Consider the following 21,981-nt stretch of genomic DNA (forward strand, 5'->3'; position numbering starts at 1 on the left):
ACATAGTCGCCGTTCTTGGTCCGATGCTCTAGATATTGCGCTCCGTCTCCGGGAATGCCGGATACTTGTCAAGAAGGGCGGCAACAATCTTGCCGAAACCGATGCCAAGTGACGATTTTATCATCAAGACATCGCCTGGCTGGACCCATTTCAGCACGAATTCATTGAGTTCTGCCGTCGTCGGGAACCATGCGACGTGAACGCTTTCCGGCAGCGCATCGCGAAGTGCAGCCATCGACTCACCCGCAAGCCATACATGTTCGATGCCGGAAGACAGAAGCGGACTGGACAATTCCTCATGCACTTCGGCGGCAAACTCGCCCATCTCAAGCATATCGCCCAGCACGGCCACGCGTCGTCCATTGCCCGTCACCTGAGCCTCGGCCAGCAGCGCGATAGCCGCACGCATGGAAGCAGGGTTGGCGTTGTAGCTCTCATCGATCAGCAGGAACGACCCTTCACCAACCGACAGGCGATGGCGCTGACCCCTGCCCTTGACCGCTTCCAAAGCGCCAAGCGCGGCAAAAGCCTTGTCCAGATCAGCGCCGGTCACGGCGACCGTGCCGAGTGCGGCCATGGCGTTTTCGGCAATGTGCCGGCCCGGCGTGCCGATATGCAATTCGCTGGTTTCACCGTTGATGATGGCCCAGATGGTCGAGCCGTTCGGCGTGCTTTCAAAATCCGCCAGCCGGAAATCCGCCTTCGCGTGCTGGCCAAAGGTCAGGATATGCTCGATGCCCGCATCCATTGCGGCCAGTTCCAATTGGTCGAACTGCGCATTGTCACGGTTCAGAATAACCGCGCCACCCGGCAGAACGCCCTCGAAAATTTCAGCTTTAGCAGCGGCAATCTCTTCCAGACTGTTGAAGTTGCCCAGATGCGCGGCAGCAATGGTGGTGATGATGGCGAGATGCGGTCTGACCTGCCTCACCAGCGGGCCAATCTCGCCCGCATGGTTCATGCCCACTTCAAAAATGCCGAATTCCGTATCGGCAGGCATCCGCGCCAAGGTCAGCGGCACACCCCAGTGATTGTTGAAGGACGACACAGCCGCGTGGACCTTGCCGGACGGGGCCAGAACCTGCCGCAGCATTTCCTTGGTCGTGGTTTTTCCCACCGAACCGGTGACGGCAATGATGCGCGCCGAGCTGCGTTCCCGTGCTGCAATGCCGAGCTTCACCATAGCGGCCAGCACATCGTCGACGACAATCATCGGCACGGTCAAACGACCAAGTGCCGGAAGCTTGCCCTCGGCAACCACCAGCAAGCCAGCGCCATTGGCAACGGCAAAGCTGGCATAATCATGCCCGTCCACCCGGTCGCCCTTGATGGCGAAGAAAGCTTCGCCCGCCTGCACCGAGCGGCTATCGATGGAAATGCCCGTAATGCCCTGTGGCAGATTGCCGACCGGACGTCCCGCCATAACGGCGATCATGTCCGGCACTGTCCATAACCAGTTCAAATCTTCAATCCTTCCAGCGCGGTACGCACCTGTTCATGGTCCGAAAACGGCAGCGTGACAGCGCCAATAATCTGACCTTCTTCATGCCCCTTACCCGCAACGATTAAAGTGTCTCCATTCCCAAGCAGCGAAACAGCATGGCGAATGGCTTCCGCCCTATCGCCAATTTCCAGAGCCCCCGGTGCCGCCGCCATGATTTCGGCGCGGATCGTCGTGGCCTCTTCAGAGCGCGGATTGTCATCCGTCACGATCACGATGTCGGACAGCCGGGTGGCAACCTCACCCATGATCGGGCGCTTGCCCTTGTCGCGATCTCCACCGCAACCGAAAACGGTAATGATACGGCCAGAGGTAAACGGCCGCACGGAGGTCAGCACATTTTCCAGCGCATCCGGCTTGTGGGCATAATCCACATAGGCCAATGCGCCGTTCTTGGTGTGGCCGATCAGTTCCAGACGGCCAGCCGCACCAATCAGCTTTTCGAGTGCCTTCATCGCCACGCCAGCCGGAACGCCGGTGGAGATGGCAAGGCCTGCGGCCACCAGTGCATTGGCGACCTGAAAATCACCCGCCAGCGGAATATCCACCTCGTAAATGGTGCCTTGGTGATGCACTTCGATCAGCTGCTTGTGGCGGAAATGCTCGACCCGTTTCAGGGCCAGATAATCGCCCTTGCGACCCACAGTGCGCACATCATGGCCCGCATCTGTGGCAACCTGAATGGCACGCTCAGACCACGTATCGTCAGCGAAGATGACAACAGGTGAACCCTTGGGCAACAGCGTATCGAACAGCCGCATTTTCGCGGCCATATAGTCCTCGATATCAGGATGGTAATCCATATGGTCGCGACCGAGATTGGTAAAACCGGCAGCGGCCAGTGTCACGCCATCCAGACGGCGTTGGTCCAGGCCATGGCTGGAGGCTTCCATCGCGGCATGGGTCACGCCTTCGGAGGCGAGTTCAGCCAGCAGCGCATGAAGCGAAACCGGATCAGGTGTCGTTAGCGAACCATACTCTTCACGACCCGGCGCAATCACGCCCGTGGTGCCGATCTGCGCTGCCGCATGGCCCGCAAAGGCCCAGATTTGACGAATGAAAGACGCGACAGAGGTTTTGCCAGCCGTGCCGGTAATGGCAACCATGGTTTCGGGCTGTTTGCCATAAAACCGGGCAGCAGAAAGTGCCAGATACAGGCGGGCATCCGAAACGGTCAGAACCGGCACGTCAGCATCAATAGCGTGGTTGGAAACAATGGCGACAGCGCCCTTGGCAACGGCGTCCTGCACATAGGCGGCACCATCCGCCTTGGTGCCGGCAACCGCTACAAAAAGCGATCCCGGCTGGACCTTGCGGCTATCCGCCGTAATCCCCGTAATCTCCAGCGCTCCGGCGTCAGTCCGCAGCAATTCAGTCAATTCCGGGAACGCTGCCCCGGATAAATCTCGCAAATTCATCGATGTGCCCGTCTTGTCCCCGTGCTGGTCTTGTCCCCCGGCACGAATCGCCGGTCCATCATAAGCTGTAACAATCAATAAGACACGAGCAAGGCCGAACCGTCCTTACCGAACTTCGGTTTTACCCCAAGAATTGCTGCCGAGCGGGTGATGATATCGTGCACCATCGGTGCCGCAGAAGAACCGGCCAGTGCCGCGCCATTGCCCTTGTCCGTCTTCGGCTCATCGATGAAGGACAGAACCACATATTCCGGCTTGTCCATCGGAAAAGCCGAGAGGAATGCGTTGAAGTTCTTGTCGTGTACATACCGCCCGTTCACCACCTTATCCGCCGTGCCCGTCTTGCCGCCCACGTTGAAACCTTCAACACGCGCATTGCGGCCGGAACCGTTGACGCCGTTCCATTCAAACAGGAAGCGCATGTCCTTGCTGGCACCCGGCTGCAAAACCTGCTTGGCCACCTGATCGGCCTGCGCAACCGTGCGCGGCAGGAAGGTGGGTTCGATCAGCTTGCCGCCGTTCACCAGCGCCGCACCGGCAATCGCAGTTTGCAGTGGCGTGGTTGACACGCCGTGACCGAAGGAGATGGTCACGGAGTTGATCTTTTTCCACACGCGCGGTTGCGTCGGCATGGCGATTTCAGGCAGTTCCGTCTGCATCTTGGTCAACAGACCAAGCCGCGTCAGAAATTCCTTGTGGCCTTCGATGCCAACCGTGTCGGCAATCTTGGCCGTACCGATGTTGGACGAATACTGGAAGATTTCAGGCACGGACAGGATGCGGCCCTTGCCGTGGAAATCCTTGATGGTGAAACCGCCGATGCGGATCGGGAACCGCGCATCGAACGTATCGCCAATGCGAACCTTGCCGGAATCCAGGCCCATAGCGATGGTGAAAGACTTGAAGGTGGAACCCATTTCGAACGTACCGTTCGACATGCGGTTCAACCAGCCCTCTTTGGCACCTTCCGCCGGGTGGTTGGGGTCGTAATCCGGTGCCGAGACCATGGCGAGAATTTCGCCGGTATGAACGTTGATAACAACCGCACCCGCGCCAAGCGCTTCGAACTTCTGAATGGCACCGACCACCACTTCACGCACGATGGCCTGCACGCGCAGATCGATGGACAGTTTCACCGGCTCCAGCGGCTGGTCCGATGTCATGCCCAGTGCCGTCAGGTCTGCAAGACCCTGGCTGTCCAGATAGCGCTCCATGCCCGCAACGCCACGGTTGTCGATGTTAACGTGGCCGATGACGTGCGAAGCGGTTGCACCGCCGGGATAGAAGCGGCGCTTCTCAGGCCGGAAGCCGATGCCGGGAATACCCAGCGCCAAAATCTGGCTCTGCTGCTTTGGCGTCAACTGACGGCGCAGCCACTGGAAGCGTGATTCGGATTTCAGCTTTTGATAGGTGCCGCGTGTGTCGAGATCAGGCAGAACCGTGCGCAGTTTTTCAATCGCTTCATCCACATCGACAATGCGATGCGGTTCGGCAAACAGCGAAACGGTGCGAATGTCTGTGGCCAGCACTTCGCCATTGCGATCCAGAAGATCAGGCCGAGAAGCCATCAACCGGTCCGCAGGCGCAATGCTGGACACCGTTTCCGGCTCTGTCATGCCGTATTGCACCAGACGTCCACCGACAACGCCGTAAAACGCCACGAAACCAAAAATAAGCAGACCGACGCGGGTTTTCGCCTGCGTGGCGCGTCTCTTGCGCGCACCTTCAAAAGCCGCATGGTCACCCGTTACGCCGCTCGTGCTGGCGGAAAAATGAGCCCTGCTCTTCAGAACCATGACGCGGGAAAGAAAAGACATCAGCGGTTCACCGATCCTGTAATTGTATCATCCATTTCGTCCGTCTCGTCGCCCTGCTCGACACGCGCAGCCGGCATGGGCGCTGCGGTCGGCCGCGCGGCAACACGCGCACGCGGCTGTGGCACGGGTACGGCACCCGTAGCGGCAATCTGGCCCGCAGGGGCAGATTTCGGCTTCACACCACCCAGCGTCGCGCCGGGCTTGGAACCATGAACGGCAGCGGCAATCACATCTTCCACGCTCATGCCTTGCGGCTCTGGCGGCTGCGGCAATTGCGACCGCAGCATCGGCAATTCCTTCGGCTGCGACAACTGCGTCGGCATGGTCGGTGCCAAGGCCAGATCGCCCTGATAGGCGTTGACCAGACGATGCAGACGGTTCGGCTGGGTCAGAAGCGCCCAGTCTGCCCGCAGCAGATCGATGGTGTCTTTCTCAAGCTTGATTTCGGTTTCCAGCTTGCGCACCGCATCCAGCTTCAAATCCGCCTGATGCTTGATGGAATAGGTCACGACCGCTGCCGAAACCATCACACCCATGAGGACAAGGTCAAAGGTCCGCAGCATATCAGCCTCCCATCTTTTCAAGGCTGGCAAGGTCAGGCAGTTCGAAAATCGACACATCGGCGGCCCGTGCCGGTGCGGTGCTGCGCACCCCTGCCCGCAACTTTGCCGAACGGGCACGCGGGTTGATCTCGGCTTCCTCGTCGCTCGCGGCAATCATCGGCTTGCCAATCGCATCGAAAATCGCCGGCTTGTCTGCCAGCATCGGCATGTGCCGAGAGCCAGCGGCGCGGCTGGAACGATCCGCGAAATATTTCTTCACAATGCGGTCTTCCAGCGAATGGAAGGTCACCACGACAAGCCGACCGCCCGGCTTCAACGCCCGTTCAGCGGCAAACAGCGCCTGCGCCAATTCGCCAAGCTCGTCATTGACGAAAACGCGCAGCGCCTGAAACACCCGCGTTGCCGGATGGATCTTGTCCTTGGCCTTGCGCGGCGTGACGATTTCAATCAGCCCGGCCAGATCGCGCGTGGTGCGAAACGGCTCTTCGGCACGTTTCTTTTCGATAGCGCGAGCAATACGGCCCGACTGCTTTTCTTCGCCCAGAAAACCGAAAATGCGAATGAGATCACCCACCTTGCAGCGGTTGACCACATCTGCCGCAGACACGCCTGAAGACGACATACGCATATCCAGCGGCCCGTTGCGCTGGAACGAGAAACCGCGCTCGGCCTCATCGATCTGCATGGAAGAAACGCCGATATCCAGCACGATGCCATCCAACCCTTCGGCTGGAACATGATCGGCCAGATTGGAAAATTGTGACTGGATCAGCGAAAGGCGCCCGCCATTGGCGGCCACCATGTCCTGCCCGCCCGCAATGGCGTTGGGGTCACGGTCCAGCGCGATAACGTTTGCGCCCTGGTCGAGAATGGCCTGCGTATAACCGCCAGCACCAAACGTGCCGTCGAGAATGATTTTGCCCGGCGCTGGTTCCAGCGCGGTCAGAACTTCACGGAGAAGAACCGGAATGTGGCGAACCGGTCCGCCACCGGCTTCAATAGAGTTGTCGCCAGAATTCGCCGCCATTCCGTTTCCCCGTCCTATACGGGGCGAACAGCCGAAAAACCGCGCCCCGTCCGTGCTGCCGCCTGCGCCTCGTGAAACGCTTGCGGCTGCCACAACTGAAAATGATCCGCCCGACCTACAAAAGTGACGTCCGTGGTGACTCCGGTAAATTCCCGGATGAAATCCGTCACCATCAACCGCCCTTCCGCATCGAGCTTCATGAAAACGCCGCCACCGTGAACCAGCAGCAACATTGCATTTGCTTCCGGCGAAAACGCATCCATCGATGCGATCTGCCGTTCGTAACGTTCCAGCAAGTCCGGCCCGCCAATGCTGATCGCCGGAAACGCGAAATCCTGAAGGCAATAAAGCTCCTGAATACCACGCTCCACCAGCACTGACCGAAACAGCGACGGAACCGAGACGCGCCCCTTGGCGTCGATCCTGTTCGTCACGTTCGATAAAAAGCGGCCCATTGCTCAACTCGCCCAAACCGCCCGGCCAAAGGTCTAAACCCGCATCGCCAGACAACACCGTTACGCACGACACATCGCTGACCGGCAGAACAAAATGCCCCGCAGCCCTTTGCAGGCCTTCACGTTTCAGCGATTGCGGGTCAAAAACACGACCCTTTGTGGTGTGCATTTGGGATACCATGGGACACTTTGGGCGTCAATGGGAGAAGCCAGCACGATACCGGCCTCAGATCGAATATTCATATCCCGTTAAGTTTAACGAATGGTTTACCGTGTTTGTTTCGAGGCCACTAAAACAGCACGAAAAAATCGCCGGAAAAGTGACCTTTTCCCAGCGATAACAATGAATTGGGCAAAAAACCGGAATCATTCCGGCAGGAAAGACGGAGAAAAAGGAATTTGCCAGTTGGCCTGTAAGCCGGGTTCTGTATGGCCCCGGTTTGACCCGGAACGTGGCAGCCATTCATCTGGGACGACATTTACATGCCGCCTCGCGCAACCCACCCGGATAACTCGCCCAAAAACCGGCTGTAGGTCCGCTTGCGCGCACCCCGCGTTATCCCTATTCGGTCTTGCTCCCGGTGGGGTTTACCTTGCCACCCCTGTTACCAGCGGCGCGGTGGGCTCTTACCCCACCCTTTCACCCTTACCACTCTAAAAGTGGCGGTCTACTCTCTGCGGCACTTTCCCTAGGGTCGCCCCCGCCGGACGTTATCCGGCACCGTGTTTTTGTGGAGCCCGGACTTTCCTCCCCTTACCGTCTTTCGACATTGGTAAAGCGCGGCTGCCCGGCCAACTGGCACGCGCTCCTTAGACGGGTTCAGACACGAAAGCCAATGGAAAATCCACAAATGGTTGATTAGGCCGAAAAAGATGGCGCAAAATCCGCCTCATAACCCTGGTCGATAACCGCCCCCTCAACCAACAGTTCCGCCCCCAGCCGCCCGATTTCATCACAGCTTTTGGCGGCAGCACCGCAACCGCCCGTCAAAACGGCAATATTGGGCGATGACGTATAACCGACCGCCGGAAAGCCACTCGGCGTATAGGACGTCACGCATCCCGCCATGGAAATCCGCGAGCGGTCGATGGATGGCAGTAAGGTTTCAACGATCCCTGACAAATCATCACGGACCTGCGCGCTTCCACCGGCACGGAACCAATCGCGTATTTCGCGGTCGCCGTTCAAAAGAACATCCACCGGCTCGCCGCCAATCTTCAGGTAAACCTTGCCATCCGGATAACGCACCGGCGGCAGAAGATAGATGTGTTTGCGCGGATCGGTCGGCTCATAAATCAGCGATGGCATTCCCGCATAAAGATGCAGTTCGTCATCGGGAATCTCAAAGAACGCAACGGTGCGCCCATAGACATTCATCTCCAGCGCCTGCGGCAAAAGCCCTTCCGCGACGGAGAACCCACCCGCCGCAACCAGCACCTTGTCCGCCGTATATCTGTGGCCCGAAGCGGTCGTGACTGTCGCCAAACCACCCTCTTCGCGCACACTCACGGCAATATCCTCAACGCGCGTCACACCGCGTTTTTCAGCAACAACAATCTGCGCCCGCACCAGCTCTCGCGGATTGACGTATCCGGCATTGTTCTTCTCAAACACACCTTCGCAGCCGCTTTCGAAGGAGAAATACGGGAAGCGCTCGGCAAGCGCCGCATCACCCAGAATCTCCGTCTCAACACCCAGCGCATCCGCCGCAGCACAGACATTCTCTATATAAGGAAAGCCAGTGCCCCGCGTCTTGCCGACGATGAGGCAACCCACCTCACCGTAAAACTCCACGCCGCTTTCCCGCTCGATTTCCGCGTAACGGGCAATCGAACGGTTGGCGAGACGCGCCCAATCCGCGTTGCTATCAATGGTGCGCGTAATCCGCGCTGCATCATAATGGCTGGCAAAAACACCTTCGTGGTTCTTGATATCCGCAGGCTCACCCGGACCAATCAACCCAACGCCATCGCTCTGTTCCGCCAGATGACGCGCGGCCGAAGCGCCCATCATGCCCGCACCAATCACGATATATTTGAAATCCGCCGCCATGCCCGCTCTCGCCATTTCCGATTCCGTTACAACGAGTTGTAGCGCTTTGATGAATCGATGCCAGAGTATTGGAATGAAAAATGTAGAGAGATTTCAGTCACGGTAGAAGGCGGAGCGTGTGGCTTACCCCCTTCTACTATACAGCCCACCCTCAAACAAAAACCGGCGCCACCTCCCCGGCAAAATCCTCTTCCGTCAACTGCCCATCCAGCAGCAAAACCGCACCCAGACGACCAATCTCGTCCGATGATTTGGCAGACACAAAATTGCCGCCCGTCAAAACAGCGATGTTGGAGGACTGCGTATAACCAATATAGGGATAACCAGTGCGCGTGATGGACGCGACACAAGAGCCTGATGTCACCGGGCAACCGCCAAGCTCCGGCATCAACTCCACCGCCCGTTTGACTAGAAAGGCCACTTCGCTTGCCGTGCCATCGGAGTGGAACCAGCGGACCGCCTCGTCCAGCGTTTCCAGCCTGCCCTTCTCGCTTTCGCCACCGATTTTCAAGTAAACCTTGCCATCGGGATACAGCACCGGCGGCAGAATATAGACGATGTCGTCAGCATTTTCCGCCAGCACGATGGTCGACGGCATCCCCTCAAAAGCGCGTTGTTTTTCTTCGTTCAACTCAAAAAATGCAATGGTGCGGCCCGTCGCCGCCATATCGACCTGCGAAGGCAAAAGCTCGGCCATGTTGGTGAAACCACCTGCCGCAACAATCACCTTTTCCGATGTAAAACGCTGGCCTTCCTGCGTTACGATCTCAACGCCATCAGCCGTATCTTCAATACGTATCACGGTTTCGCGAATCAGCTTCGCACCCTGGCTTTCAGCAATCGCGCATTGCGCCTTCACCAAAGCACGTGGGTTGACGTAACCGGCATTTCGGCGCTCAAACCAGCCTTGGTTATCGCCTGGCAGAGCGAACATGCCAAAGCGGTCTGCAAGACCTGCCGCATCCAGCACCTCGATCTCAAGGCCAAGCGCATCGCTTGCCGCCATGGCGCGTGACACATAAGCACCGCCCAAGCCATCACCGTTTCCGGCAAACAGGCATCCGGCTTCGTGATAGAACCGAATGCCGCTTCTGGCTTCGATCTCGCCGTAACGCCCGATGGAACGCTTCGCCAACGCAGCCCAGACCGGGTCGCCATCAAAGCCGCGTGTTATCCGCGCTTCATCATAATGGCTGGAAAAAACGCCGTTGTGGCTTTTGCGGTCCAGCGGCTCGGCAGGGCCGATCAGCGCCACACCATCCACTTGTGCAGAAAGATGCCTCGCCGCAGCGGTCCCCATCATGCCCGCACCCACCACGACATATTTGAAATCCGGCATTTTTCACATCCCCAAGGTCCTCATTCCTGTCCTTGTGACAGGATTCCAGTCAGCCCATGTCCTTGGGCTGGAAAGACTTTTTACAGCCGCGCAGAAGCGCGTCTACCGGATTCCTGTGACAAGCACAGGAATGAGGGCGGTGGAATGCATTTAGCCTGCCAGAATCGCCTGCACCTTGCCGCAATAGCGCTTGGAAACCGGGTTCATGCGCGTTGCGCCATGGCCTGCATTGTAGCGCAGAATGGTATCGCACACCTGCCCGCCGCCAAGCTGGTGGGCGGTTGCGAGATATTGCATGCCCCAGCGAATATTGGTTTCGGGGTCATAAAGCGCCTTGGTCGTGCCGCGATACCCCATCATCCGGGCCGTGGCTGGCTTGATCTGCATCAGACCGACTTCGCCGGCACTGCCCCGCGCCCTGGGGTTAAACTTGCTTTCCACCGAAACAACGGCATGGGCCAGATTGGTCGGCACGCCATAACGCTTGGCGTATTTGACGATGAGATCGGAGTAATCGTTCTTCAAAGCTGTCGGCAGGGACTTTTCTGGAATGGGATATCCGGGCTTGCTGAAATAGGTCTGCAACGTGACGGTTTTGGTTTTCACTTCATCTTTGGCAAAAACGGTTCCACCCGACGCGGCAAGCATGGCAAGGCAAGCCGTGACAGCAACAAATACTCTTCTCATTAGTAGAAATAATCTCCGGGCATGAAGATCTTATGGCCGCTGACAACAGCATGGCCAATTCGGACTATTGCTTTGAACAATCCGTCGAAAGTCCTCATCATGAATGTTTACGATCCACGTTTCACACTGAAACAGACCGCGGTTTGATGAGGCTTATAAAGGTGGCCAATAAGGATTTACTGTGGCAGAACAGAAAAAACGCTTGTCCTCACGCGTTTTCACGGAACGATTTTCCGCAAAAAGCGTTTAAGCGCCCTGAAATTTCGGCAGCGAGGAAATCAGCCGGTGCAGCGTGTCTATGGTGGAAAAATCCGCGATACCATCGACCAGAGACGGCCTGAAATGGCGCTGGAAAGCGGTCACCGCCCCTTCGGTTTTGTCGCAATATTCACCCGATATTTCAACGCCGTATCCATAGAGCGACAGCATGGATTGCAAGGCTTCCACCGGCTGGCCGCTATCGCCGCGCTGAAAGAAGCGTCCGCCGCCGATGGGTCCGGGTGAAACCCAGTGTCCCACACCGTTCTGCGACAACCTGTCCCACGGGAATTTTTCGCCCGGATCAAGCTTGCGAACCGGGGCAATATCGGAGTGCGCCAGCACGCGCTCAGGCGCGATAGACCAGCGTGCGCCGCAATCGCGACACAATTCGATCACCGCGTCAATCTGCGGTTCAGGAAAATCCGGCAATCCGGCCGGGTGACCGGAATTGGCAATCTCGATGCCGATGGAACAGGAATTGATATCCGTCACGCCATGCCAGAAACTTTTGCCAGCGTGCCATGCACGGCGGCTTTCCGGCACCAGTTGAACAACCCGGCCATCCTCATAGATGAAGTAATGGCTGGACACCTGGCTTTCGGGATTGCACAGCCAGGACAGCGCACCATCCGCGCTGTTCATGCCGGTATAATGCAGGACGATCATATCCGGCCCGGCAACATCGAGCCTTTCGCCATGGTTGGGCGAAGGCGCAACCGTGGCACCTGCATAATCCGCAGTAAAGTCTGTCATGCGACGCGGCGTTCTTTCTCAATGGCCGCATAGGCGGCGTTCAGTGCCGCCATACGCTCGTTTGCCGCCGCGTGCAATTCCATGGGAACGCCGCGGGCAATCAGCTTGTCCGGGTGGTGTTCGGCCACCAGCAAACGGTAACGCTTGCGAATATCCAGAAAATCGTCGGACGGCGAAACGCCGAGAACCCGGTAAGGATCGCGCCCTTCCATATGCACATGCCGCGCCATGATCGTTTCGAAATGGTCTTCGGTAATGCGGAAAATTTCCGCAATACGACCGAGAAAGGCCATTTCGCGCTCATGGATCAGGCCATCGGCCTTGGCAATGTGGAACAGCCCGTCGATGACACTTTCCAGCATTTCGCAATTCTGGTCGCCAGAACCGCACAGACCGGCCAGCCGTTCCGCATAGGCCTCAAACCCGGCAACATCCTGCCGGGCGAGATTATAAAGACGGGCAACGTTCTTCGCTTCCTCTTCAGGAAAATCGAAAATCTGCCGGAAAGCCTGCACCTCGGCATCATTCACCATGCCATCCGCCTTTGCCATTTTGGCAGACAGCGCAATGATCGCGATGGAAAAGGAGACCTGGCGGCGGGTTTCGGGATCACCCTCGAACACGGTGCGAACCGCTTCGACAACACGGCCCATGAGGTTTCCCGCCGCGTCGCCAATTGCGCCGAGCAGCCGCTCCCACAGGGATGAAATTTGCAGACAGCCGAAATCGAACATCATGACAGCAATCATAAAGCCCCGCTTTATGATTGCAATATACATAAAGGTCGCAGGACATTAACTTTTTTTCATCTTGCTGATCATCGTGCTCGTTGGTGGGTGTGGCTTACCCCCCTCTGCCCTGCCGGGCCTCTCCCCCACAGGTGGGGAGATTAGCAGGAAGCACACTCCTCATCTTTTCACAGCGTTCAAGATGGCCGAGAGGTCGCCACCTGCCGATCTCCCTCCTTGTTTAGGAGATGTCCGGCAGGACAGAGGGGGGTAAGCCACATGCACTGACCTATTCGGCTGAATGGCCCTCGCCGTCCAGAATAAGGTTTTCCACAGCCCCAAATGTGGCGCGGCGCGGCCTTCTGGACAGAATGGCGTTAGCTTTCGGACACCAAAACAGTTCGCCAGCTTGTTAAACAAAAAAAGGCCCGCCAGAGCGGGCCTCTACGATTATGCGTCCAAAAGACTTTCAGCGCATAAAACCTCGTTGTTCGCTCGTATTGCCATAGCTTGCTCGTCATGCTGATCAATAATCGACCCTTCGACATCAGTGCAATGTTTCAAGAACAGCCGCATGACGTGCTCGACGCCCTCCTTTCGAACTGAGCGAAGATCGTCGTCGTAATAGGCACCGCGATTGAAGTGGCCTGTTATGACCTCATACGAAGGGAAGTAAAAAACTCCATCTATTTTGGACGCTTTATCCGCCACAACACGCAGGACAGATTTGCTGTATGTCGTTGATTGTAGTACATGGCGCGGCTCGAATGTCGCCATAAGAGGCACCGGGGAAACAGTCAATATGAAGCGAACGCGGGGATTGATCGCGCGTATCTTTTGGATCGAGGACATGAGGTCAGCATACACCTCATCTACTGTGAAGTTGACGAACTCGTACTTGCTCTCGTCCATCTCACCGGCTGTAACTCCGGGGGCTATTGGAAAGACCGCACCGTCGATTTTAGATCGCCATGCTTCCGTTAGCCCTAGCGTAAATACAAAATAGTCCATCTCTTCTATCATCGAGCGTACGGACGCAAAAAGCTGGCTTTGCTGCTCCTCAATAGCTCTTGCGCTGCTTCTGTCCACCAGCGGCATCTCTGGACGGAAGGGGTCTGCAAATTGTCCCTCACGGGTTTGCCAGACGTTATCAACTGGGGTGAAGCGGCCATAAGACCGATCAATCAACTGAGAGAGTTGAGCCGTTGTGTAGATGTTTCCATAACGGGCGGAATACACCCCATATCCCTGATCTTCAGGGCCGGTTTCTGTGACGAAATAATTCAGCCCACTTGCGGACAGCGCTTTCGCAATATGCTGCGCAAAGCAGGAACCGGCTGTTGCGACCTTATCCTCTTTGGTTAGCTCGAAACCTGAGTCGACCACTGGGTCCACCTCAGAAGCCTCTACGCCAGCAAACGATTTTCGCCAATTTTGGTGCGGAGGAATATTGCGGTATGGATGCCCACCATTTCCGGTCTTCTTTCTATTCTCGAAGAAATCCCTGAAGGCTCCCTTCATCACAGCGTGGTCATTAAGAAGCGCCTTGTCCCACGTCTCGTAAATATCATACGAATGCTCGATAAACTGTTTTAGTGGGAACAATCCCGAACCGCCGCGAAGCCGTTCGTCTCGTTTATACACCGAGGAACCTCGCATCCCGTGCCGCGCCGCAATTTCGGGGAAGACTGGCGAGATTACATATCGAGCAAGATTGTGCATCAAATCGAAATCTGACCTAATAAAGTCGATCCCCGCTTTAGCAATAACGATCTGCGCCAAGTCTATTAATGGCTCGGCTTTTGGATGGTTCATCGTGAGCATGAAAGGAGATCGCCCCTTCATCCAATCCGCAAAGAGTGGCCTAAGATCGATATCGCACTGGTCGCCTTCGCTATACAAAGCTTTCACAGCCTTGTCGAAGAACTGGGAGAATTTTAGAGCTTCAAACGTCGAATTACAGAAGAGCGACTCTACGTCATCCCTTGCTATTCCGTGAAACCATGCACCAAAAATGATCTTGCTGTGTAGAGCGCCACAAGGAGAATGAGCGCGCTTTCCATTATAATTGACGTAACAGTCATCAGGATGAAATCCGTTAAATGACAATCTCGGTAGTTTCACTAACTGCGCGCTAAGGCCTTCAGCTAAGGATGCTCTCTCAAACACTGGCAACTGTGCAAAAACTACATCGTAGCCTGAAAATTCGGCTCGATAATCGAATTCAAAGCTGTGAACCTCTTTTGCCTTAACGACGGCATTTCGTGCCATGGTATCGGCTGCTCTAGCCAACGTCTCTACTTGGCAGTTTCCCGTGAATAAGATGTTCATGCAATTTCCAATTGGCTTTCAGTGGTTGCAAACATCATAAGATGAACAACCAGCGAAAGCCAAGAGCGCAGCGTTAGAAAGGGTCGTCAGTTTCGTATTCACAATCGAAGATAATTTGTGCTGCCGCACCTGAAATTGAACCTGCTGGAATGGCGCTCGCCGTACCACCATCCAGTTTTCGAAGAGCCATGTAACTCTGCGCACGTACAGAAAGTAAGAACGGTATCGAACCCTGTGAGAGTGTAACACCAGACAGGAAGCTGACTTCACCTCTGAAATCGGCTGACCGGTTTCGAACTGCGTATGGCAGCCCACTGATTGCCAAGTTTCCAGTTGAAGCAAGGGCTGCATTCAGGGTGATTTGGCCCCAAACACGAACACGTCTTCCGTTTCGTGAAAAATCGCCCGACCTTGATGAGTACGAATTCGTGCCTGCCGTGGTGAGGCCAATTAGGTCTGGTGTGAAGGAACCAAATAAATCACCATCAACAAGTACCTTGTGCCCGCCCACATTCGCCCTAACTGACGACGCTGAAGTGGTTCCTACGGTTGCGATTAGGCCATGTCCCAAACCGGACGAATACACATCTGCAAAGCAGTTGACACTAGCATCATCGAAGCTGATGAGCGTGGCACGGTCGGTAGGGTTGCTAGGAGCGTCATGTGTGACGTCGAAAATCCGTGCTCGCGTACATGACGCGATATCCACTGGATGACGCGTATTGGCTATCACACCCTTATGCACAAATCTAAAGTCCTCTAAGATCAAATCTGCTTGGTTCGAGGCAATAAAGGCAGCTTTTCCAACTCCTGTTGGAAGGGCAAAATCGTGGATGACAGTTAGATGAGTGAAAGTCTGCCCGGTATTCTGCCAGTTCTCGGAGCCGATATCGCGCCGCACTCGAACTCCCCAAGCATTACATCCCCTAATATCTATGACACCATTTTGTACCTCCAATTCTCCGCAGTCGCTGACTTCCAGCCCGTTTTGATTAGTATCTATCGAAGAAAAATCCGCGAGCTTAATCGAGAAGTTGGATATCGCACCACCGTTTTGAATGTTAGAAATCTCGATCCCTCGTCCATCTCCACTTACTACTACGTCCGAAATAGTGACCGTTTGCCCCTTGCGAAGCTTTAGAGCGCTGCTCTGTCCTCCCCGACTTTGAATACCATTGATCGTAACCAACTGCGGTTTAGCGCCGTCACGATCAGTCTGATAGAGAAAATGGCCGGGGTCTCGAAGGGTCGATCCTGAAGAGTTGATACTGTCCAGATTGTCCAAACACACACCATTCGTCATTGTCAGTTCGCGCTCCTGATGGAGCAAATGACCAAAGCAGCAGCCTTCGGTTCGAACCTGATTGCTTCTTACGCGACCGACTAAGGACTGATTATTATCGAAGTTCCCGTAGTAATTTAAGCAGACGTTGAATGATCGGAAGACGACATCATCCAGTTCAACTGTAGCTCCTCGATACTGCCTGATTGCCGCATTTGCTGCGTTTCCAAGCCCTGCAACGCCGCCACCTTTGGTAAGGACCGCTGGTTTTGCTGTATTCTGGAGAACTCCATTTTGCGAGTTATCGAAAGTTAGGTTGTGGTAGCCGATCTCGACCGCACCATCTTGGACAAACATTTCGATGCGGTTGGACGCAGGAATAAGAATTGTCCCGCGACCCACGAAGTTGACACGTCCACCAGCAGACATCGGCAAGATCAGACCTTCATCCACGCCCACAGCATATGCTTGGATAGGCGAAAATTTGTAACTGCCCGCAGGAAAGTTAATGTCGATGCGTCCAGCATTGAGCGCGCCCCATTCTGCCCATGCCGCCAACAATCTTTGTGAATTATTCACAGGGTCGGCGGTTAGGCCGGTGACGTACCTCGTGTTCAAAATAGAAAAGCTTACTCCCTCAAGGCTTTCAGCAGCTTGTTCGGCGCGTTCAGCAGCGTTCTCGGCAGCAGCAACAATTGCAGCACTCGCTTGATCACTAATGAGGCGAAGGTTATCGCCACTGACCAGCGCCAGAACCATCATCTGTTCGACCAGGCCACCCGGAATGATGTCATTGCCGGTCAGTGTTTTGATTATGAACGTTTTGCCGCCATTGACCTTCACCGTCACTGGTGTTGCGGTGGTGGTTGCCGTGATCGGCAAGACAACGATAAGTCCTTCGACCAGCGGCACTTTCGAGGTTGCGACGATGGCGTTAGGCGTTTCAGCGCCTGCATTGCGCAGTACCGAGATGGAGTACGGTAATGGCAGCGTCCAAACCCATGCCGTGCCGTCCCACGACCAGATGCCATTTTTGTCGGCACCGGGATCATCATATACCCAAGCCGAAACTTTGTTCGTCAGCACCGCAGCATTCAGCGCCGCTTCGGTCGCAAACAACGGGGCCTGAAACCCTCCCAAATCGAGCGGCGATGTTGCCGCCAATTGCACTGCAAGATCATTGGTTGTCTGGACCGCTGTGGAGCCGTCACGGTTCACCAAAAGCTCATCAGAGACGGGTACCTGATGTGAAATGTTCGTCGTCATTACGGGAGGAATAATAGCGTTCATGATGTCCTCAAAGAATGGTCACGGAGAAAGGACCAGCCACCGGGCCGGGAATGCCGTCTTCGTTTTGGGGTTCAAGCCAGAAATTGTGGATGCCCTGCGCAAGACAGGTGGATGTTTCGAGATAGACGATGGCGTTATCGACCGATCCGGCGAACGCCGAAGACGCGGCCAGCGCAAAGGCGTTGTTGCCGGTCACTGCCTGAATGCGGTCACTGAAGGTGCCGTTAGAAGCGCGGGTGGTTCCGGTGCGGGTCGATCCGCCAAGCAGCTCCGGCGTTAGGGTTCCGGCTGTCACATCAGACAGAGCGAACGAAATCCGATAGTATTTGCCACTTTCGGCGGCGAGTGGTTGCGAAAGGACGGTGGCTGTTCCTGCTGTCTTGGTCGCCTTTCCGGCAGCAATCGCCCAGCCGGTGCCAGCCGCCCAAGTTCCGGTGTTATCCATGGCACCGTTCATCAAGAGGTTTTCCCGCGTCGTGTCACCAACGGGAGCCGAATAGCTTCGGGACGGCTGGACCGTTAGAAGCGAGACGGCATCCGTCTCACGGTTTAGAACTGACGAAGTGGAGCGATAGAGCTGTACAAGGGAGATATTGGCATCGTCGCCGGTGGAGAACTGGACGACAGCCGCGCCGAGCAACGCGCCGACAGTGATCATGCTGGACGGCAAGGCCGTTGGAATTCCGATATCGTCCGCACCCACGGTAAAGGTGATAACCGTTGTGTATGCTCCCGGCGCTCCATTGCTTGAGAGTGCGCGGGCGCGCATCTGGACGGATGCACCATTCAGATACATCAGGAGCGAACCGCCACCATCGGCCACCGGGATGGAGATCGTATTCCAGACGGTTGCGCCATTGGCACGATGCTGGATTTCGAAAGTGGCACTTGTGACGAAGCCGCTGCCCGGCTCTATCAGATAGTTGATCCGGTTGATTTCATCTGTGCCGGAAAAGCCGGAACGAATAGAGGTGAAGCGCGGCGCTGGAGGCAACAAAGCGGTTTCAGGGATTTCAGCGCCAGCGCGTCCGGACCAAGGCGGAACCACTTCTTCATCCAACAACTCGTCAATGATAGGGGCAGCGTCGATCAGTCGAAGATGCGAGGAGAAATCCTCGCCCGCCTCGACACCAGTTACCACCAGCGGATAATCCACGGTGGATGCCTCACCAAAATGAATGAGGTCGCCAGCCATCGGCATTTCATCGTCACGAGTGAGCAGAAGAGCCTTTGTTTCACCGGGTGTTTTTGCCAAGGTTCTAACGATAGACGTGCCGATTGTGTCCTCTGCGGTAATGCCGGTGCGGAACCGGACTGCGTAGGATTTGCCGCTCTCCATCGTCACGGCCTCATCGATCTCGATCAGTCGGCCGGAAACGGACTGCACACGCGCTGCGACCTGCACGCGGTTGATGACGTCGCTGGAAAGGTGGACGAGATCGCCACGGGTTGCGACTTGGATAGGGCCATCCTGCGAGACTGTGTAAACGTCAGGCCGGTGGGTCGCCTCGTACATGCGGCGGCGTGCTTCCAGATAGATTTCGCGGGGATCGGTCTTGCCGGGCAGCTCCAGTTCTTCCAGCAGCGAAAGATTGCCGCTTTCTTTGCCCGGCCAAGGAACGATGCGTTCCGCTGCCTTGTAATCGTTGGTCGCATCCAGAAAGGACACGCGGAAACCGTCTGGCGGCTCCACATAAGACCGCGACACGCGCAGATCGTAGCTGTTGCGTGGGCTGATGTGGTCCACCAGCAGCTTGTCTGGACGGTCAACGGTGACGGACCATTTCAGGCCATCGTGGCGCGGGCTGGCACGGCCTGCGGCGGCGATCTCGGTTAGGAGATCACGAAGTGTCGTGGACTTCTCTTCTATCACGCGATCATATTTGAGGTTCTTCAGGCGGCAGAAATTGTGCCAGTCCGCCAAGGCTTCAAGATCGAGTGCGGTATCGGAAACGGCTTTTGGATTAGCCGGAGATTGAAGCGCATAGCGGTAGAGCGAAGCCGGGTTGCTGGTCTCCTGTTCGATCCACTGGCCGCTTTCGTGGTCAAAGTCGAGACACATGCGTGATCCCAGAGCGTTGAAATTGTCGAGCTGGCCGTTGAGCTGATGCGTTGCCTTGATACGCAGTGCGACCACGGCAAGCGGATGCGGAAAGTTCAAAGGATATTCCGGCCTGATCGTCTGCAATCCAGCCCAGCTCGTGCGCTGCTGGACTTTCGAGTCACTGGTTTCCGCCGTCATCATGACGCAGCTCACCTGCCAGCGGCCACGGGTCGGGAATGTCCATGTATGCTGACGATAAAACGCTTCCAGCTTGCGGGCGCGAACGGTGATGGTTTTCACGGCCTGCCATTCGTCGGCATCAATACGGCGCTGATCGATGCGAATGGTCACGGTGTGATTGACCGGATTTCCCTTGTCGTTGTAGCGGACCAGACCGGCAGGCCATGCGAGAATTACGCTGGCACCAGATGCATCGGCACCCGTGGTTCTAACGACACGATCTTCTTCAGGGGAACTTCCGCCAATGATTTCGCCGAGATCGTCGCGGGGATAAGGCATCAGAAGCTCAGCGCCGACCGTCTCTTCCACGATTTGACGTGGGAACATCGACAGCGGCGCATCATCGGCGCGACCTTCACGAACCTGAATATCCACCTCGTCATATTCAGAGAGCGACGTGTCACCGATCTGAAAACCAGAGAGCGACAGAGGGCCGTAGCCGAAGCAGAACAGGCAGCGCAAATACTGCCAGTCACCAACAATTTCGCTGTAGGTGTAAGCTGCGAAAGGCGGCGCATAACGCATTGTGCCGAGCGGCAAAGGCACTGCTGCATCTGGTTCCAGCCGATTGCGCCAACCAGTGATGCTGTAGCGGTTTTCTGCCTCCAAACCTTGCTGCTGTTTGGGCGGCGGTATCAGCGCGTTGATTAGCAGATTGCCGATAACAGTAACGCCAAGTCCGATCAGGCCCGCTGCCAAGCCGGTGGAAATACCAAGTGCGCCTGCAAGTCCAACTGCCCAGAACTGACCGAGTGCCACGGCTGCGATGGAAACAACGATAGACAAGATCGAACGCAGTGCATTCTTTCCCGGCACGATGCGAATGACGACGCGGACGCCCTCACGCGGGCGCACCGAGCGCCAGTATTCGGCAGCAATGATGATGGAGCCGCGTTCACTTACGATGGCAACGCGAAGATGATGCCAATCGTTAGAAGATAAATCGGGCAGTGTAGTTCTAACGATTTCGGCAAGTGTCGCACCGGCAGGCACGGTTAAGTCAATCCGGCCTACTGCGGGGTCGATCATCGGGACTGCAAGAACAGGAATGAGAGCCGTTTGAGCGGGCATCAAGCGGCCCTCGAAATCATATCGACATGGCGATAAGTGCCTGCCAGCCGATGACCCCATTTGCCTGCCCGATAGCTTTCTACCTTGGAGCAATCGTCATCAACCATGTGGATCATCAATCCATGATGGACAACGATGCCAACATGCGTATCGAGGCGACCGCGACGGAAGACTGAAATATCGAAAGCGATGGCTGTGCCGCTGACAGGCATCCAGAGCGGTGATGATGTTGCACCGGAAACGAGCGCGGCAATTTCGCCATGCTCTTCGACGGAGCCGTAACCGAGATAGTCCGGCAATCGAATGCCAAGCTCTTCGCGATAGATCGTGCAGGCAAGCCCCCAGCAATCGCAACCATCTCGCTCGCGCCCGAACTCGTGGTATGGCAGGCCCACGAAACGGTCGCTCCAGTGCTGAATATTTTTGTGACTTGCTTGGATCATCTGTGCAGCCCCGGAAAGGTTCTTGCCGTCATGCGGCCACCCGGCACGTATTCCAGTTCGATTTCCTCCCGGCTGATGGAGAGCGAAATCTCACCGGCATTGATGTCGGCGGAAGTGATGTTGAGATCGGTAAATTCGGCTTCGATCAGGTTCGCAGATGACGCCATGACCACTGCCATGTGAATCGATGCGGGCGTCGTGAACGAGCGCACCAGATTGACCATTTCCTGATCCAGATTTTCGAGAACGAGCGACGCGGTCGCTGGTGCATCATCCAGATCGGACGGCATGACAGCAGACGCCACGATCCATAAAAAGGGTTCTTTGATAGGATTGGCACCACGCCATGTGGAGCGGGTGCCATAATAAAGTGGGTCGCTCGAAAGACGTTCGGTGTTGTCGGTCGAAAGCCGGATTGGCTTTTCCAGTTCGGGATGCTCGATCTGAAACAAAGCGACATAGATTTCCGCTGACGCCTGCGCGTCCTGTGCCAAGCGGGCATTGAGGCTCACTCGTCTCATGAGCGCTTATCCAACAGGATCACACCATCAGGGTTGCCATTCCGCCCAAGCTTTGGGCAGGCCTCGTAGTTGTGGTTTCCGCTGCCGCAGTATGAGCAGCGAAGATGCAGGCGGGCAGAACTGCCGCCCCATGTTTTCGGGCAATATTCGTATGGAT

At 56.1% G+C, this 21,981-nt stretch carries 16 protein-coding genes and 1 other RNA gene; all 17 read right to left on the reverse strand.

Annotation, left to right across the window (positions count from 1 at the left end; genetic code table 11):
* Positions 1 to 28: 28 nt before the first annotated feature.
* The 17 genes from RMR16_RS08555 to RMR16_RS08635 all read right to left on the reverse strand — a co-directional run bounded on the left by RMR16_RS08555 (position 29) and on the right by RMR16_RS08635 (position 21,824).
* Complete coding sequence (locus RMR16_RS08555; protein ID WP_320200477.1) at positions 29 to 1,462, reverse strand: UDP-N-acetylmuramoylalanyl-D-glutamyl-2,6-diaminopimelate--D-alanyl-D-alanine ligase; 1,434 nt, start codon at positions 1,460 to 1,462, stop codon at positions 29 to 31.
* On the reverse strand, positions 1,459 to 2,919 hold the full coding sequence (locus RMR16_RS08560) for a UDP-N-acetylmuramoyl-L-alanyl-D-glutamate--2,6-diaminopimelate ligase (protein ID WP_320200478.1): 1,461 nt from the start codon (positions 2,917 to 2,919) through the stop codon (positions 1,459 to 1,461). The genes RMR16_RS08555 and RMR16_RS08560 overlap by 4 nt, the downstream gene beginning before the upstream one ends.
* Positions 2,920 to 2,993: 74 nt before the next feature.
* Positions 2,994 to 4,736 carry a peptidoglycan D,D-transpeptidase FtsI family protein gene (locus RMR16_RS08565; protein WP_320200479.1) on the reverse strand — a complete coding sequence of 581 codons (1,743 nt, stop codon included), beginning with the start codon at positions 4,734 to 4,736 and terminating at the stop codon, positions 2,994 to 2,996.
* Positions 4,736 to 5,299, reverse strand: coding sequence for a cell division protein FtsL (gene ftsL / locus RMR16_RS08570; protein ID WP_320200480.1), 564 nt, complete (start codon positions 5,297 to 5,299; stop codon positions 4,736 to 4,738). Before ftsL ends, RMR16_RS08565 begins: the two co-directional genes overlap by 1 nt.
* A 1-nt stretch (position 5,300) precedes the next feature.
* Positions 5,301 to 6,326: a 16S rRNA (cytosine(1402)-N(4))-methyltransferase RsmH gene (rsmH, locus tag RMR16_RS08575; RefSeq protein ID WP_320200481.1), complete on the reverse strand. Its 1,026-nt coding sequence runs from the start codon at positions 6,324 to 6,326 to the stop codon at positions 5,301 to 5,303.
* Between the two features lie 14 nt (positions 6,327 to 6,340).
* Positions 6,341 to 6,781, reverse strand: coding sequence for a division/cell wall cluster transcriptional repressor MraZ (gene mraZ / locus RMR16_RS08580; protein ID WP_320200482.1), 441 nt, complete (start codon positions 6,779 to 6,781; stop codon positions 6,341 to 6,343).
* A gap of 398 nt (positions 6,782 to 7,179) precedes the next feature.
* Positions 7,180 to 7,581, reverse strand: an RNA gene (gene rnpB / locus RMR16_RS08585) — RNase P RNA component class A.
* A 59-nt stretch (positions 7,582 to 7,640) separates the two neighbouring features.
* Positions 7,641 to 8,834 (reverse strand): NAD(P)/FAD-dependent oxidoreductase, encoded by a 1,194-nt coding sequence (locus RMR16_RS08590; RefSeq protein WP_320200596.1) that lies wholly within the window; start codon positions 8,832 to 8,834, stop codon positions 7,641 to 7,643.
* 151 nt (positions 8,835 to 8,985) lie between these two features.
* Positions 8,986 to 10,173 (reverse strand): NAD(P)/FAD-dependent oxidoreductase, encoded by a 1,188-nt coding sequence (locus RMR16_RS08595; RefSeq protein ID WP_320200483.1) that lies wholly within the window; start codon positions 10,171 to 10,173, stop codon positions 8,986 to 8,988.
* 150 nt (positions 10,174 to 10,323) lie between these two features.
* Positions 10,324 to 10,860: a lytic transglycosylase domain-containing protein gene (locus RMR16_RS08600; protein WP_320200484.1), complete on the reverse strand. Its 537-nt coding sequence runs from the start codon at positions 10,858 to 10,860 to the stop codon at positions 10,324 to 10,326.
* 246 nt (positions 10,861 to 11,106) lie between these two features.
* Positions 11,107 to 11,874, reverse strand: coding sequence for an N-acetylmuramoyl-L-alanine amidase (locus RMR16_RS08605; protein ID WP_320200485.1), 768 nt, complete (start codon positions 11,872 to 11,874; stop codon positions 11,107 to 11,109).
* Entirely contained in the window at positions 11,871 to 12,611 is a 741-nt protein-coding gene (locus RMR16_RS08610; protein WP_320200486.1) for a DnaJ family molecular chaperone, read from the reverse strand. The genes RMR16_RS08605 and RMR16_RS08610 overlap by 4 nt, the downstream gene beginning before the upstream one ends.
* Before the next feature lie 441 nt (positions 12,612 to 13,052).
* A complete protein-coding gene (locus tag RMR16_RS08615) occupies positions 13,053 to 14,933 on the reverse strand; it encodes a GSCFA domain-containing protein (RefSeq protein WP_320200487.1) in 1,881 nt (626 codons plus the stop codon).
* A gap of 73 nt (positions 14,934 to 15,006) precedes the next feature.
* Positions 15,007 to 17,505 (reverse strand): hypothetical protein, encoded by a 2,499-nt coding sequence (locus RMR16_RS08620; RefSeq protein ID WP_320200488.1) that lies wholly within the window; start codon positions 17,503 to 17,505, stop codon positions 15,007 to 15,009.
* A gap of 7 nt (positions 17,506 to 17,512) precedes the next feature.
* Positions 17,513 to 20,860, reverse strand: a complete 3,348-nt coding sequence (gpJ, locus tag RMR16_RS08625; RefSeq protein ID WP_320200489.1) for a TipJ family phage tail tip protein — start codon at positions 20,858 to 20,860, stop codon at positions 17,513 to 17,515.
* On the reverse strand, positions 20,860 to 21,303 hold the full coding sequence (locus tag RMR16_RS08630) for an NlpC/P60 family protein (protein ID WP_320200490.1): 444 nt from the start codon (positions 21,301 to 21,303) through the stop codon (positions 20,860 to 20,862). The genes gpJ and RMR16_RS08630 overlap by 1 nt, the downstream gene beginning before the upstream one ends.
* Entirely contained in the window at positions 21,300 to 21,824 is a 525-nt protein-coding gene (locus RMR16_RS08635; protein ID WP_320200491.1) for a hypothetical protein, read from the reverse strand. The genes RMR16_RS08630 and RMR16_RS08635 overlap by 4 nt, the downstream gene beginning before the upstream one ends.
* Positions 21,825 to 21,981 lie beyond the last annotated feature (157 nt).

Origin of the sequence: Agrobacterium sp. rho-13.3 (genome assembly GCF_033957765.2) — a bacterium.
Taxonomy (GTDB): Bacteria; Pseudomonadota; Alphaproteobacteria; order Rhizobiales; family Rhizobiaceae; genus Agrobacterium.

Coding starts and splice junctions, on each gene's coding strand:
- RMR16_RS08560 (WP_320200478.1), bottom strand. CDS start 2,919: ATGAATTTGCGAGATTTATCCGGGGCAGCGTTCCCGGAATTGACTGAA.
- RMR16_RS08565 (WP_320200479.1), bottom strand. CDS start 4,736: ATGTCTTTTCTTTCCCGCGTCATGGTTCTGAAGAGCAGGGCTCATTTT.
- ftsL (WP_320200480.1), bottom strand. CDS start 5,299: ATGCTGCGGACCTTTGACCTTGTCCTCATGGGTGTGATGGTTTCGGCA.
- rsmH (WP_320200481.1), bottom strand. CDS start 6,326: ATGGCGGCGAATTCTGGCGACAACTCTATTGAAGCCGGTGGCGGACCG.
- mraZ (WP_320200482.1), bottom strand. CDS start 6,781: ATGGGCCGCTTTTTATCGAACGTGACGAACAGGATCGACGCCAAGGGG.
- RMR16_RS08590 (WP_320200596.1), bottom strand. CDS start 8,834: ATGGCGGCGGATTTCAAATATATCGTGATTGGTGCGGGCATGATGGGC.
- RMR16_RS08595 (WP_320200483.1), bottom strand. CDS start 10,173: ATGCCGGATTTCAAATATGTCGTGGTGGGTGCGGGCATGATGGGGACC.
- RMR16_RS08600 (WP_320200484.1), bottom strand. CDS start 10,860: ATGAGAAGAGTATTTGTTGCTGTCACGGCTTGCCTTGCCATGCTTGCC.
- RMR16_RS08605 (WP_320200485.1), bottom strand. CDS start 11,874: ATGACAGACTTTACTGCGGATTATGCAGGTGCCACGGTTGCGCCTTCG.
- RMR16_RS08610 (WP_320200486.1), bottom strand. CDS start 12,611: ATGATGTTCGATTTCGGCTGTCTGCAAATTTCATCCCTGTGGGAGCGG.
- RMR16_RS08615 (WP_320200487.1), bottom strand. CDS start 14,933: ATGAACATCTTATTCACGGGAAACTGCCAAGTAGAGACGTTGGCTAGA.
- RMR16_RS08620 (WP_320200488.1), bottom strand. CDS start 17,505: ATGAACGCTATTATTCCTCCCGTAATGACGACGAACATTTCACATCAG.
- gpJ (WP_320200489.1), bottom strand. CDS start 20,860: ATGCCCGCTCAAACGGCTCTCATTCCTGTTCTTGCAGTCCCGATGATC.
- RMR16_RS08630 (WP_320200490.1), bottom strand. CDS start 21,303: ATGATCCAAGCAAGTCACAAAAATATTCAGCACTGGAGCGACCGTTTC.
- RMR16_RS08635 (WP_320200491.1), bottom strand. CDS start 21,824: ATGAGACGAGTGAGCCTCAATGCCCGCTTGGCACAGGACGCGCAGGCG.